Below are 12,361 nucleotides of genomic sequence, written 5' to 3'. Positions count from 1 at the left end.
TGGCCGACGCGATGATCGCCCTGGGCGTCATCTGAGGTCCGAACGACGCGCTGGGGGCTGTGGTTGGGTGGGCCGATGAGCTCGCCACGCGCGGTCCTGCTGCGAGCCCTCGCCTACCTGGTCGGGGGCGTGGTGCTCGTCGTGTGGGCGTTCCAGCACGGCGTCGAGCGCTGGGACGACGCCCACTGCGCCGGCCCCGACGAGGGCGACTGCGACCTGGGCATGTTCACCGGCTTCGGCTGGGCGGCGGGCGCGCTGCTGCTCGGGGTGCTGGCCGCCGTCCTGCTCGAGCTGTGGCTGCGTCGGCGCCGTCAGCGCGACGCGAGTGCCAACGCGGACGCGACCAGGTAGTCGCGCACCTGGTCGGGGCTGATGCTGCCCACGGTGGGCACGCCCGGCGCAGCCTCCTTGACGAGGATGCCGACGCGCGCCAGCTGCAGCGCGCCGAGGCCGCTGGCGTAGAGCGTGTTGGCGAGCAGGGTCGGGTCCTCGACCTTGAACGCTCCCGCGTCGACGCCGTCCTCGAGCACCTGGCTCAGCGTGGCCAGGCACGAGGAGATGCCGCGTCCCAGGCGCAGCATCGCGCTCTCGGACATCTCGTCGAAGAGCTCGGGCCCGGTACGCCGCATCAGCGTCTGGGCGCAGTCGACGAAGGCCGGGTGCGCCACGCCGTACTCCACGAACGCCCCGACGAGCGCCGTCAGCCGCTCGTGGGGGTCGGTCGAGGTCTCGGCCGCGGCCGCGAGGGCCTCGCGGAGCTCGTCGAGGTAGCCGACGAGGGTGAGCGCGAAGAGCTCCTCCTTGCCGGTGAAGTGCCGGTAGACGATGGCGCGGTTGATGCCGACGGCCTTGGCGATGTCCTCGATCTGCGCGTCGCGCACGCCGCGCTGGTCGAACAGCGCGCGGGTGGCGGCGATGATGTCCTTCTCGCGGGCCCGGCGCCTGACCGCGGCCGCCGATCGGCGGCCGTCGGTGTCCGGGGTGGTGCTGGTCATGGGGTCATCGTACGACCGTGCAACTGGCAGTTGCACGGGTGTGACGCGCGCGTCACGTCTCGCGGGACCGTCCGGTCTCCTCTCGCAGCTCCCGGACGCCGGCGGCCCGCGGGTCGGCGTCGAGGTCGTGGTCGGTGCTGCCCGAGGGGAACTCCCACGACCGGGCGCGCACCGGATGGCGGTACTGCTCCACGAGGTGCCTGCGGTCGCTGTCGACCGGTCTCGAACACCCGCCGGCTCTGGATGCTCTCCATGAGGTCGAGTGTGACCGCCGGAACTAACTACACGTGTATGTAGTTGGGGCACGCGACCCTCGCGTCACGCCAGGAACGACCGCACGGTCTCGATCGTGTCGATCTCGGTCACCGGCTTGTCGTCGCGGTAGCGGACGACGCGCGCGAACCGCAGCGCGACGCCGCCGGGGTAGCGCGTGGAGCGCTGCACGCCGTCGAAGGCGATCTCGACGACCTGCTCGGGGCGGACGTGGACGACGTACGACGAGCGCGAGGTCTCCAGCTCGAGGAAGCGCTCGGTCTGCCAGGCGAGCATCTCGTCGGTCATGCCCTTGAACGTCTTGCCGAGCATCACGAAGTGCTGATCGGAGCCAGTGGCGGGGTCGCGGGCGCCGAGGTGGATGTTGGAGAGCCAACCCTGGCGCCGGCCCGAGCCCCACTCGACCGCGAGCACGACGAGGTCGAGGGTGTGCACGGGCTTGACCTTCACCCACGAGGCGCCGCGGCGGCCGGCGTCGTAGGGCGCGGCCAGACCCTTGACGACCACGCCCTCGTGGCCCGAGCGGAGCACGTCGGCGAGGAACTCCTCGGCGACGGCGACGTCGGCGGTGACGACGCGGGGCACCCGGTGGTGCTCGGGCACCAGCCGCTCGAGCGCGGCCGCGCGCTCGGAGGCGGGGGAGTCGAGCAGGTCGTGGCCGTCGAGGTGCAGGACGTCGAAGAAGTACGGCGTGACCTCCACGCCGTCCCCCATCGCGGTGCGCGAGGCGGTCTCCTGGAACGGCCGCGGCCGGCCCTCGGCGGTGAGGGCGAGGGCCTCGCCGTCGAGCACGAAGGACTCCGCGGGCAGCGAGAGCGCCGCGGACACCACCTCGGGCAGCCGCGTGGTGATGTCCTCGAGCGACCGGGTCGCGACGACGACGTCGGAGCCCGAGCGGTGCACCTGGATGCGGATGCCGTCGAGCTTGGTGTCGACGGCCACCTCCGCCCCGCCGCCGGCCTTGGCCATCGCCGCTGCGAGGTCGGGCGCGCTGGAGGCGAGCATCGGCAGCACCGGCCGGCCCACGTGGAGGCCGATCGCGCCGAGCGCCTCGACGCCGGAGAACGCCGCCCGGGCGACCGCCACCGTCGACCCGGCCAGCATCGCGGCTCGCCGCACGGCCGCGAGCGGCACCTCGGCCGCCGCGGCCAGACCGTCCTGGACCAGGGACTCGAGCGCGCCCTGGCGCACCTCTCCGGTCACCACACCCCGCAGCCAGGCCTGCTCCTCGGCCGTCGCCCGGCCGAACAGCTCGGCCACCGCGGCCGAGCGCGCGGCCTGCGACCCGGCCCCGGAGAGCCCCGCGATGCGGTCGAACGCCTCGTGGACCTCCAGCACGGTCAGCGACGGCTCGGACGCCGGCGCGGGGAGGGAGGTCAGGCCGCGCCAGCCGAGCCCGGTGCGCCGCTGGCGCAGCGCGCCGCCGACGTACGCCGTCACGGTCTCGAGCTCGGGCCCCCGGGCACGCGTCAGCAGCTCGGCGATCGCCGCGACCTTGGCCTTGCGCGACCGCGTGGCGGCGACCGTGGCGGAGGTGGTGACGACGTCGGCGAGCTGCACCCTGTCATTGAACAGGGGCGCACCGACAGCCGCCGGGCCTCAGCGTCGACGCCGAGACTAGGTTGGGTCCCGTGGGTCGGAGGCAGAAGGCGCTCGTCGGTGCCGAGGAGCTGGTCGACGGGCTCCGGCGCCGCCGCCGCGCCGGCCGGGCCCCCGAGCACTTCCGGATCGACGCGTACGGCGGGCACGGCGGCGCCGCAGGCGTCGTGGTGCGCGGTCGCGTGCTCGACAACCCCCCGCCGTCCGAGGCCGTCGAGGGCGAGGGCGCGGGCGCGGCCCTGCGCCGCACCCTCGGCTCGTTCGTGACCGACGAGCTGCCCGACGTACCCCTGCGCGTGGTCGTCGGCGACGCCGCCGGGGAGGTCGTCACCGACCGCGACGGCTACTTCCGGATCGAGCTCGCGCCGCGCCACCTCGTCGGCCCGTGGGTGAGCGGCACGGTGGAGCTGGCGGCGCCCTTCCGTGGCCTGCCAGGGCCGTTCCGGACCGCGGTGCCGGTGCGCGTGCCCACGGCCGGTGCGCGGTTCGGGGTGATCTCCGACGTCGACGACACGATCATCGAGACCGGCGTGCAGCGTGTCGGTCTGATGCTGCGCCAGACGTTCACGGGCTCGGCGCTCACGCGGACTCCGTTCGAGGGCGCGGCCGAGCTCTACCGGGACCTCGAGGGCAGCGACCAGGCGTCCGACACCAACCCGTTCTTCTACATCTCCTCGAGCCCGTGGAACCTGCACGCGTTCCTGCTCGCGTTCCTGCGCCACCGCGACTTCCCGCTCGGACCGCTGCTGCTGCGCGACCTCGTCGGCACCGTCGACGGCCGCGCGCGCAAGCACGAGCGCATCGAGGAGGTCCTCGCGTTGCACCCGCAGCTGCCGTTCGTGCTGATCGGCGACTCCGGCGAGCACGACCCCGAGATCTACGCCGACATCGTGCGCGCCCACCCCGGACGCATCCGCGCGGTCTACATCCGCGAGGTGCGGCTCGACCCCGGTGACGGGCGGGTCGAGCAGGTGGCCGACAGCTGGGACCACGACGTGCCGTTCGTGGTCGCCCACGATAGCGACGGCGTACGTCGCCACGCCGCCTCGATCGGGCTGCTGTGAGCGACCGGCGCCTCCTGCTGGCGGTCGACGCGCCGTCGCTGCTGCACCGCAACCACCACGCCCGGCGCGAGTCCGGCCTGCGCGACCAGGGCGGCCGGCCGGCGTGGGCGTTGCACGGCATGCTGCGCCAGATCCTCGAGGCCATCGACCAGTTCGCGCCCGACGCGGTGCTGTTCGGCCTCGACGACCGGCGTACGTCGGTGCGCGAGCAGCGCTACCCGGCCTACAAGGCCGGTCGTGCCGAGAAGGACCCGGCCCTCGTGGACCAGCTCGAGCGCGCCGCGGCGCTGCTCGACGCCCTCGGCCTGCTCACGGTCACGCCCGACGGGCTCGAGGCCGACGACGTCAACGCCACCGCGGCCACCTGGGCCGAGCGCAACGGCTGGCGGTGCGTGCTGATCACCTCCGACCGCGACGCGTTCGCCCACATCAGCGAGCACACCCAGGTGCTGCGGCTGATCACCGGCGGCATCAACGGCTCGCCGCTGCTCAACCCCGCGCGGCTGCACGCGCTCTACGGCATCGCCGCCGAGCACTACCTCGAGTACGCCGCGCTGCGCGGCGACACCAGCGACAACCTGCCCGGCGTGCCCGGCATCGGCGAGAAGACCGCGCCTGTGCTGCTCTCGCAGATGGGGTCGATGCAGGCGGTGTGGGCGGACATCGACCACTGCGCCGGCGCGACGCTCGTGGCGACGATCGACTCCTACTGCGAGGAGCACGGGTTGCGTCGCATCGGCGCCACGCTGCTGTCGCGGCTGACCGCGCCGGGGGCCCGCGAGCGGTTCGAGTTCAACCTCGCGATGATGTCCGGTCGCACCGACCTCGAGCTCGGCCTGACGCCCGACGTGCCCGGCAGCCCGGGCCTGCTCCCGCTCGACCACGACCGCGTCTCGCGGGTCGTCGGTCACCTCGGCGTGCCCGACACCACCCGGCTGGCGCTGCGCGTGCTCACCGAGCCGCCCGCGAGCTCCGGGCTGCTGCGCTGAGCCGCTCGGCCAGCACCCCGACCGCGGCCCGCACCTCGTCACCCACCTCGACGCGGAACGCGCCGGGCAGCATCGTCAGCTGCTGGGCGTACGACGTGACGTTGCGGGTCGAGCCGACCAGCAGGGTCGTGTGCTCGTCGAGCGCCTCCAGCCGGCCCATCGTCCGCGGGACGGCGGCCGCGACCACGGCCAGCGGTGCGTCGACGACGACCTCCACCTCGTGGTCCCAGCCGGCGCCAAGGTGCTCCTCCAAGGCGGTGACCGCGTCCAGGTCCGCGGGCGGCTCGAACGTCTCGGGCAGCGCCTCGACGCTCGCGACCCGGTCGACCCGGTAGGTGCGCACGGCGTCGGAGGTGACCGAGTGGCACAGCAGGTACCACCGGCCGTAGCGCACCACCACCGCCCACGGCTCGGCCACCAGGTCCCGGTCGTTGCCGGCCTCGGTGCGATAGGCCAGCCGCACCCGACGCCGCTCGGCGCACGCCTCCACGAGCGCGACGGTCGTCGCCGGCGCGGGCCGCGAGGGGTCGCGCGAGGGCGCCGAGGTCGCCGTACGCCGCACCCGCTCGGCCTGGGCCGCCACCGACCGGGGCAGCGAGCCGAGCAGCTTGCCCAGCGCGCGGCCGACCGGTCCCTCGGCGTCGGCCGGGTCGTGCTGGCCGTCGAGCGCCGCCATCACGAGCCCGAGCGCCTCGTCGGAGCCGAACCGCAGCGGCGGCGGCCGGACGCCGCGACCGAGCCGGTAGCCGCCGTCCGGCCCGCGCAGCGACTCCACCGGGATGTCGGCCTCGCGCAGGATCTCGACGTACCGCCGCGCCGCCCGCGAGGTGACTCCGAGCCGTCGACCCAGACGCTCGGCGGTGATGCCGGGGGAGTCCTGCAGCGCCTCGAGGGCGAGCAGCGCCCGGGCGGTCGGGCTGGTGTCGGCGGCCATCTCACTCCTGATGAGGAAGTAGCCTGATGAGGAAGTAGAACGTCCACTTTGGCACCTACGGTCGTCCCATGACCACCCTCGAGAACCGACCCCGCACCGCCCTGCTCGTCGTCGACGTCCAGAACGACGTCGTCGGCACCGCCCACGACCGCGACCAGGTGGTCGCCAACATCGCCACGCTCGTCGACCGCGCGCGCTCGGCGCAGACCCCCGTCGTGTGGGTCCAGCACTCCGACCCCGGGAACCTGCCGCGCGGCTCCGACCCGTGGCGGATCGTCCCCGAGCTCGTGCCTGCCGACGGCGAGGCGATCGTCCACAAGACCTACGGCGACTCCTTCGAGGACACCGACCTCGAGGACGTCCTGGCCACGGAGGGTGTCGGCCGACTGGTCGTCAGCGGCGCGCAGACCGACGCGTGCATCCGCTCCACCCTGCACGGCGCCCTGGTCCGCGGCTACGACACGTTCCTGGTCTCCGACGCGCACACCACCGAGGACCTGAGCCCGTACGGCGCCCCGACGCCCGACCTCGTGATCGAGCACACCAACATGTACTGGAGCTACCAGAAGGCGCCGGGCCGCGAGGCCGGCGTGATGGCGACCGCCGAGGTCACGTTCGCTTGAGCCTCAGAGGCCGGTGAAGTCCGGCTCGCGGCCCTCGGCGAAGGCGGTGAGGGCCTCGAGGTTGGCCGGACCGCCCATCAGCTCGGCGAAGGCGGCGTTCTCGCGCTCGCGCGCCGCGTCGATGCCGGCGCGCAGGGGCTCGGTCATCGTGCGCTTCACCGCGACCAGCGAGGAGATCGGGCGGGCCGCCAGCACCTCGGCGTGCCGGCGCGCCTCGGCCAGCAGGTCGTCGGGCTCGCACACACGCCACACCAGGCCCATGTCGAGCGCCTCCTGCGCCGAGATCCACTCGGCCGAGAGCAGCACCCAGGCGGCGTCCTGCCGCCCCACCAGGCGGGGGAGCAGGTACGACGACGCCGCCTCCGGAGCGACCCCGAGGCTGGTGAACGGGCACTTCAGCCGGGCCGTGGTCGACATGAAGGCCAGGTCGGCGAAGCCGAGGATCGTCGTGCCGATCCCGAGGCCGACCCCGTTGACCGCGCAGACCAGCGGCTTGGGGAAGTCCGCGAGCGCGTCGACCAGGCCGACGAAACCGTGCTCGCCGGGCACGAACGCCGGGTCGGTGGCCCGGGCGTGCATCTCGAGCAGGTCGGTGCCCGCGCTGAACCCCCGGCCGGCGCCGGTCAGCAGCACGACGGCGACCTCGGGGTCCTCGGCAGCGGCGCGCAGCGCGTCGGTGGTGGCGTCGTACAGCGCCTCGTTGAACGCGTTGAGGGCCTCGGGCCGGTGGAGCGTGAGCGTGCGGACCCGGGCGTGGTCCTCGATCTGCAGCAGGGGAGCGGCGGCGGTCATGGGCTCAGAGTAGCCAGAACTAGAACGTGTTCCATGTCGGCGCCGTGGGTTAGGTTCGCGGGTGTGACGGGACAGGTGCGGGAGTGGCGACCCGACTGGCCGTGCCCCGTCGGCTCGGTCCTCGGTGTCCACCGTCGCGGCGCCGGCGACCCGACCTATCGCGTCGACGGCGACACCCACTGGCGCGGCATCCGCACGCCGGCCGGCCCGGTCACGCTCGCGGTGCGGGCCCGTCGCGCCGACGGCGCCGTGCACGCCGAGGCCTGGGGGCCGGGGGCCGACTGGGTGCTCGACCGCCTCCCGGCGATGCTGGGCGCCGACGACGACGTCACCGGCTTCGAGCCCGACCTGCACCCGATCGTGGCCGAGGGATGGCGGCGCTACCCCCACTGGCGGCTGGGCCGCACCGGTCTGGTGATGGAGTCGCTGGTGCCCGCGATCATCGAGCAGAAGGTCACCGGCCAGGAGGCGTTCGCGGGTTTCCGGATGCTCGTGCACCGGTTCGGCGAGCGCGCGCCCGGTCCGGGCGCCGAGCGCCGGCTCTGGGTCCAGCCCGCCGCCGCCACGGTCCGGCAGGTGCCGTCGTGGGAGTGGCTGCGGATGCACGTCGACCCCGCACGCTCGCGCGCGCTGGTCACCGCGGCCCGGGTCGCCGACGCGCTCGAACGCACGGCCGGACTGCCGGGCGCGGAGGTCGAGCGCCGCCTGACGAGCCTGCCCGGCGTCGGCGTGTGGACCGCCGCCGAGGTGCGTCAGCGCGCCCATGGCGACCCCGACGCGGTCTCGTTCGGTGACTACCACGTCGCCAAGGACGTCGGCTGGGCCGTGGCGGGGCGGGCGTTCGACGACGACGAGATGGCCGAGTTCCTCGAGCCCTGGCGCCCCCACCGTGGCCGGGTGCCGGTGCTGCTCGCGCTCGTCGCCGGACGGCGTGAGCGGCACGGACCTCGGATGGCGCCGCGCACCCATCTGCCCGCTCGAGTCACCCGTCGCTGACCAGCAGCGCGGCCGCCCTGCGGCGGACGTAACCCGCGGGAGAGCCCAGCGTTGCACCCCATCATGAGACGTCCCCACCGGCACCGCCGCGACCTGTCGGGCGCGAACGTCTTCGTGACCGGTGCCGCGAGCGGCATCGGCCGGGCGACCGCCGAGCTGCTCGCCCGACACGGGGCCCACCTGCACCTGACCGACGTCGACGGCCCGCGGCTGGCCGAGGTCGCCGACCGGTTGCGAGCAGAGGGGAGCACCGTGGTGCTCGCCGAGCCGGCCGACATCGCCGACTACGACGCCGTACGCGCCCTGGCAGCGCGGGTCACGGACGCCTCGGGCGCCATGGACGCCGTCCTCAACGTCGCGGGCATCGCCGTCTGGGGAACGATCTCGGCGATGGAGCACGAGCAGTGGCGCCGGCTCGTGGACGTCAACCTGATGGGGCCCGTGCACGTCCTCGAGACCCTGGTGCCTCCCATGGTCGACGCAGGGCGCGGGGGCTGGATCGTCAACGTGTCGTCGGCCGCCGGGATCATCGGCATGCCGTGGCACGCCGCCTACAGCGCGACCAAGTTCGGACTCCGGGGGATCTCGGAGGTGCTGCGCTTCGACCTGCGACCGCACGGCATCCACGTCTGCCTGGTCTGTCCGGGCGGGGTCGACACCGGGCTCACCGAGACCGTCCGGATCGCGGGCGTCGACACCGCGAGCCCGGCGTTCGAGCGGGCCCGGGCCCACTTCCGGCGCCGGGCCGTCTCGCCGGAGCGGGCCGCGGAGGCGATCGTGCGGGGCATGCTGCGGCGGCGCTACTGGGTCTACACCTCCGGCGACATCCGGCTCGTCCACGCCGTGCAGCGCTGGTGCCCGCCGGCCTACAGCCTGCTGATGACCCTGCTGAACCGCGGCGCCAACCGAGCGCTCCCCGCGGTCTCCCGAGCCCGTCGACGGGAGCAGGTCGGGTGACCGCGCGCGTGACGCCGGGCGGCGTGCGCGACGTGGGTCCCTTCATCGCCGGCTTCGCCCGACTGGCCGGGCGGGTCACGGGCACCGAGCCCCCGGCGATCTTCCTCACCCTGGGCCGGCACCGCCGACTGTTCTGGCGCTGGCTGTGGTTCGCCGGGGGATTGATGCCGGGTGGACGCCTGCCCCGCCGCGACACCGAGCTGGTCATCCTCCGGGTGGCTGCGCTGACCGGATCGGCCTACGAGCACGCCCAGCACGCGCGGCTGGCGCGGCGCGCCGGCCTCACGGCGGCCGACGTGGACCGGGTCGCCATCGGCCCGCAGGCCCCTGGCTGGACGCCCCGGCAGGCGCTGCTCCTCCGGGCCACCGACGAGCTGCACCGCACCCGCGACCTCACCGACCAGACCTGGGCCGCCGTACGAGCCGAGCTCGACGTACGGCTCAGCATCGAGCTCCTGCTGCTGGTCGGTCACTATGAGATGCTCGCGACCACCTTGAACACCCTTCGGGTCCAGCCCGACGCCCTCCGGGAGGCAGTCCGATGATGACCGCGGATCGTCAGGGGCGGCTGCGCGTGGCCGTCACCGGTGACGAGCCGGTGTCGGCGACCCCGGTCCCGGTGCGGAAGGGCGGGGCCGGCCGTGGCTGACCTCGAGGCCCTGCACACCGCCGACGCCGACGAGGCGGCCGCCTTCTTCGCCGAGGCCGACGCCGAGGAGTTGGTCGCCGCCGTCGCGGCCACGTCCGACGACGACCTGCTCGGACTGATCGGCCGCGACGAGATCCGGCCGGCGGCGATCTCGGGGATCCTCCACCGCTTGCACGAGTACGCCGTGCCCGAGCAGCTGGCCCGGCTCCACGGCACGGTCCGCATCGACCTCGAGCGGCGCGGACGCCTGCTCGAGCGGCACGTGCTGCGCTTCACGGGCGGCGACATCGAGGTCGTCGACGACCCCGACGGCGACGAGGAGGTCGACGTCGTCCTCACCACGAGCATCCTGCGGTTCGTGCGGCTGGTCAGCGGCGAGCGCAACGCCGGCCTGGAGTACCTCTCCGGCAAGCTCGACATCGACGGCGACGCCGACCTGGCCCTGGCCGTCGGCGGCATCTTCCGGGTCCCGGGCGCCGACGCCGTCGCGGTCGACCCGACCGCGCTCGACCCGGTCGACGTGGCCACCGCGCTCAAGCACGCCCCGCGCCAGCACCTCGAGAAGGTCATGTCGTCCGGGTTCCGCCCGGTCGTGCTGGGCGAGATCTTCCGCCGCTTGCCCGACTTCGTCGACCCGGTGCGCGCCCAGAAGGTCGACCTGGCGATCGGCTTCCGCCTCCTCGGCAACCCCTCCGGCGAGCCCGAGCGCTTCGTCGTGAGGGTCCGTGACGGCGTGGCGACGGTGGAGATCGTCGGCCCCGACGGCGGCGCCGAGGACGAGCGTCGCGACGCGACGGTGACCTGCGAGGCCCACGACTACCTCCGGCTCGCGACCGGCCACCTCAACCCGCTCACCGGGGTCCTCAAGGGCCAGCTCAAGGTCAAGGGCGACCGCGCCAAGGCGCTCAAGCTGGCCTCGGTGATCGACATCCCCGAGCCGCTCTGACCTCGACCGCCCCGAGCTAGAGGAGCGGACGCAGGGGCCCGAGCAGCGCCTCGGTGAACTTGCGGTGCAGGTCGCGCGCCTCCCACTCGGCGTGGGTCAGCTCGAGGGAGTTGGACTCGTCGGTGTGGTAGATCTCCTCCATCGTCGCGGCGAACGCCGGGTCGATGATCTCCACGTTGATCTCGTAGTTGCCGGTCAGGCTGAGCCGGTCGATGTTCGCCGTTCCGACCGTCGACCAGGTGCCGTCGATGGTCGCGGTCTTGGCGTGCACCATCGCGTCGCGGAAGCGGAAGATCCGCACCCCGGCGTCGAGCAGCTGGGAGAAGTAGCCGCGGGAGAGCCAGTCGGCGACGATGTGGTTGGACTTGTGGGGGAGCAGCAGGCGCACGTCGACGCCGCGCTCGGCGGCGTCCTTCATCGCGTCGACGAAGTCCTGGTCGGGCAGGAAGTAGGCCTGGGTCATCCACACGTTCTTCGAGGCCCGATTGATCGCCTCGATGTACATCGCGCGGATGGGGAACATCCACAGCAACGGCACGTTGCGGTGGAACCGGATCTGCGGCTCCCAGGTCGAGGCGGTCTCGAGCAGCAGCGGTCGCTCGCTCGTGCGCAGCCGGCGCCGCCGGTTCAGGTTCCAGAAGTCCGCGAAGGCGCGCTTGAGGTCCCACACGCCCGGCCCGGTGATCCGCACGTGCGTGTCGCGCCACTCGGTGGCGTACGCCGAGCCGATGTTGTAGCCGCCGACGAACCCGACCGCGTCGTCGACGACGAGGATCTTGCGGTGGTCGCGCCCGTAGCGGCGCAGGTCGAAGAACCGCAGCCCGGCGGGGTAGACGGGGTAGCGCAGCACCTTCATGCCGGGCGGGAACCGCTTGAACCGCGGTGACACGACGAGGTTCGCGAACCCGTCGTAGATGCAGTAGACCTCCACGCCCCGGCGCGCGGCCGCGGCGAGGGCGGCCTTGAACCGCTCGCCGACCTCGTCGCCCTTCCAGATGTAGGTCTCGAAGAGGATCTGGCGCTGCGCGCCCTCGATCGCCTCGATCATGGCGTCGAAGAGGTCCTGGCCGTAGGTGTACGGCGTCAGCGTGCCGTCCCCGACCGGCACCTCGGTCGGCGCGGTGACCGGGAACGGCTTGGGCTTCTTGCCGCGCCGGCGGTAGGAGTCGACGAGCGACATCCCGATCGCGATCGCCAGCTGGATGCCGAACACCGTGAGCACGACTCGCCGCAGCACGGTCAGCACCCGCTCCGCGCTCCCCAGCCTGCTCACGCGCCCAATCTAGCGGTCGCCCCAGAAGTCACACAGGTCACAGCCCCCGGCGCTGTCGGTGGGCCCGTCTACGCTCGAACCCATGCGACCTGTCACCGATCTCGAACGCCGGGTGGCGCCGTTCAAGGTGGTCTCCGACTACCAGCCCTCCGGCGACCAGCCCGCCGCGATCAAGGAGATCACCGCGCGCATCAACGCGGGCGTGCAGGACGTCGTGCTGCTCGGCGCGACCGGCACCGGCAAGACCGCGACGGTGGCGTGGGTGGCCGAG

The 12,361-nt window shown here is 73.5% G+C and carries 15 protein-coding genes; 9 read left to right on the top strand and 6 right to left on the bottom strand.

The genetic code is table 11. From position 1 onward, the window contains the following. Positions 1–75 precede the first annotated feature (75 nt). Positions 76–351, top strand: a complete 276-nt coding sequence (locus Q0L15_RS00765; RefSeq protein ID WP_296601534.1) for a hypothetical protein — start codon at positions 76–78, stop codon at positions 349–351. On the opposite strand, the gene Q0L15_RS00760 is transcribed toward Q0L15_RS00765, so the two are convergent. From Q0L15_RS00760 to Q0L15_RS00750, 3 genes are all read right to left on the bottom strand, one after another. Further along, a complete protein-coding gene (locus tag Q0L15_RS00760; protein ID WP_296601533.1) occupies positions 312–995 on the bottom strand; it encodes a TetR/AcrR family transcriptional regulator in 684 nt (227 codons plus the stop codon). The two genes, Q0L15_RS00765 and Q0L15_RS00760, sit on opposite strands and share 40 nt — an antisense overlap. 52 nt (positions 996–1,047) lie before the next feature. Then, positions 1,048–1,188: an NUDIX domain-containing protein gene (locus tag Q0L15_RS00755; RefSeq protein WP_296601531.1), complete on the bottom strand. Its 141-nt coding sequence runs from the start codon at positions 1,186–1,188 to the stop codon at positions 1,048–1,050. A gap of 125 nt (positions 1,189–1,313) precedes the next feature. Then, positions 1,314–2,828 (bottom strand): ATP-dependent DNA ligase, encoded by a 1,515-nt coding sequence (locus Q0L15_RS00750; protein ID WP_296601529.1) that lies wholly within the window; start codon positions 2,826–2,828, stop codon positions 1,314–1,316. A 71-nt stretch (positions 2,829–2,899) separates the two neighbouring features. Here Q0L15_RS00750 and Q0L15_RS00745 point away from each other — a divergent pair, with 71 nt between their 5' ends. Next, complete coding sequence (locus tag Q0L15_RS00745) at positions 2,900–3,931, top strand: App1 family protein (protein ID WP_296601528.1); 1,032 nt, start codon at positions 2,900–2,902, stop codon at positions 3,929–3,931. Continuing rightward, positions 3,928–4,920, top strand: coding sequence for a 5'-3' exonuclease H3TH domain-containing protein (locus tag Q0L15_RS00740; RefSeq protein ID WP_296601526.1), 993 nt, complete (start codon positions 3,928–3,930; stop codon positions 4,918–4,920). Before Q0L15_RS00745 ends, Q0L15_RS00740 begins: the two co-directional genes overlap by 4 nt. Here the strand turns inward: Q0L15_RS00740 and Q0L15_RS00735 are convergent. Next, positions 4,883–5,854, bottom strand: coding sequence for a YafY family protein (locus Q0L15_RS00735; protein WP_296601524.1), 972 nt, complete (start codon positions 5,852–5,854; stop codon positions 4,883–4,885). The genes Q0L15_RS00740 and Q0L15_RS00735 overlap by 38 nt on opposite strands. Before the next feature lie 68 nt (positions 5,855–5,922). Here Q0L15_RS00735 and Q0L15_RS00730 point away from each other — a divergent pair, with 68 nt between their 5' ends. Next, positions 5,923–6,477: an isochorismatase family protein gene (locus Q0L15_RS00730; RefSeq protein ID WP_296601523.1), complete on the top strand. Its 555-nt coding sequence runs from the start codon at positions 5,923–5,925 to the stop codon at positions 6,475–6,477. Positions 6,478–6,480: 3 nt separating this feature from the next. On the opposite strand, the gene Q0L15_RS00725 is transcribed toward Q0L15_RS00730, so the two are convergent. Then, complete coding sequence (locus Q0L15_RS00725; protein ID WP_296601522.1) at positions 6,481–7,269, bottom strand: enoyl-CoA hydratase-related protein; 789 nt, start codon at positions 7,267–7,269, stop codon at positions 6,481–6,483. Positions 7,270–7,332: 63 nt separating this feature from the next. On the opposite strand from Q0L15_RS00725, the gene Q0L15_RS00720 reads away from it, so the two are divergent. The 4 genes from Q0L15_RS00720 (at position 7,333) to Q0L15_RS00705 (ending at position 10,817) form a co-directional block, all read left to right on the top strand. Next, positions 7,333–8,265, top strand: a complete 933-nt coding sequence (locus Q0L15_RS00720; RefSeq protein WP_296601521.1) for a DNA-3-methyladenine glycosylase 2 family protein — start codon at positions 7,333–7,335, stop codon at positions 8,263–8,265. Positions 8,266–8,328: 63 nt separating this feature from the next. Continuing rightward, positions 8,329–9,222: an SDR family oxidoreductase gene (locus Q0L15_RS00715; RefSeq protein ID WP_296601520.1), complete on the top strand. Its 894-nt coding sequence runs from the start codon at positions 8,329–8,331 to the stop codon at positions 9,220–9,222. Continuing rightward, positions 9,219–9,767, top strand: coding sequence for a carboxymuconolactone decarboxylase family protein (locus tag Q0L15_RS00710; protein ID WP_296601519.1), 549 nt, complete (start codon positions 9,219–9,221; stop codon positions 9,765–9,767). The genes Q0L15_RS00715 and Q0L15_RS00710 overlap by 4 nt, the downstream gene beginning before the upstream one ends. A 96-nt stretch (positions 9,768–9,863) precedes the next feature. Further along, entirely contained in the window at positions 9,864–10,817 is a 954-nt protein-coding gene (locus Q0L15_RS00705; RefSeq protein WP_296601518.1) for an SCP2 sterol-binding domain-containing protein, read from the top strand. A gap of 16 nt (positions 10,818–10,833) precedes the next feature. Here Q0L15_RS00705 and Q0L15_RS00700 read toward each other — a convergent pair whose 3' ends face one another. Next, positions 10,834–12,090 carry a phosphatidylserine/phosphatidylglycerophosphate/cardiolipin synthase family protein gene (locus Q0L15_RS00700; protein ID WP_296601517.1) on the bottom strand — a complete coding sequence of 419 codons (1,257 nt, stop codon included), beginning with the start codon at positions 12,088–12,090 and terminating at the stop codon, positions 10,834–10,836. 82 nt (positions 12,091–12,172) lie between these two features. On the opposite strand from Q0L15_RS00700, the gene Q0L15_RS00695 reads away from it, so the two are divergent. Next, positions 12,173–12,361: hypothetical protein (locus tag Q0L15_RS00695; protein WP_296601515.1), on the top strand; the 189-nt coding region annotated here is incomplete at its 3' end.

The organism is Nocardioides sp. (genome assembly GCF_024509035.1).
In the GTDB taxonomy this organism is placed as follows: Bacteria; Actinomycetota; Actinomycetes; order Propionibacteriales; family Nocardioidaceae; genus Nocardioides.
The sequence above is the reverse complement of the archived record's forward strand: the minus strand, read 5'-3'. Positions and strand labels throughout refer to the sequence as shown.

Coding starts and splice junctions, on each gene's coding strand:
- Q0L15_RS00765 (WP_296601534.1), top strand. CDS start 76: ATGAGCTCGCCACGCGCGGTCCTGCTGCGAGCCCTCGCCTACCTGGTC.
- Q0L15_RS00760 (WP_296601533.1), bottom strand. CDS start 995: ATGACCAGCACCACCCCGGACACCGACGGCCGCCGATCGGCGGCCGCG.
- Q0L15_RS00735 (WP_296601524.1), bottom strand. CDS start 5,854: ATGGCCGCCGACACCAGCCCGACCGCCCGGGCGCTGCTCGCCCTCGAG.
- Q0L15_RS00730 (WP_296601523.1), top strand. CDS start 5,923: ATGACCACCCTCGAGAACCGACCCCGCACCGCCCTGCTCGTCGTCGAC.
- Q0L15_RS00725 (WP_296601522.1), bottom strand. CDS start 7,269: ATGACCGCCGCCGCTCCCCTGCTGCAGATCGAGGACCACGCCCGGGTC.
- Q0L15_RS00715 (WP_296601520.1), top strand. CDS start 8,329: ATGAGACGTCCCCACCGGCACCGCCGCGACCTGTCGGGCGCGAACGTC.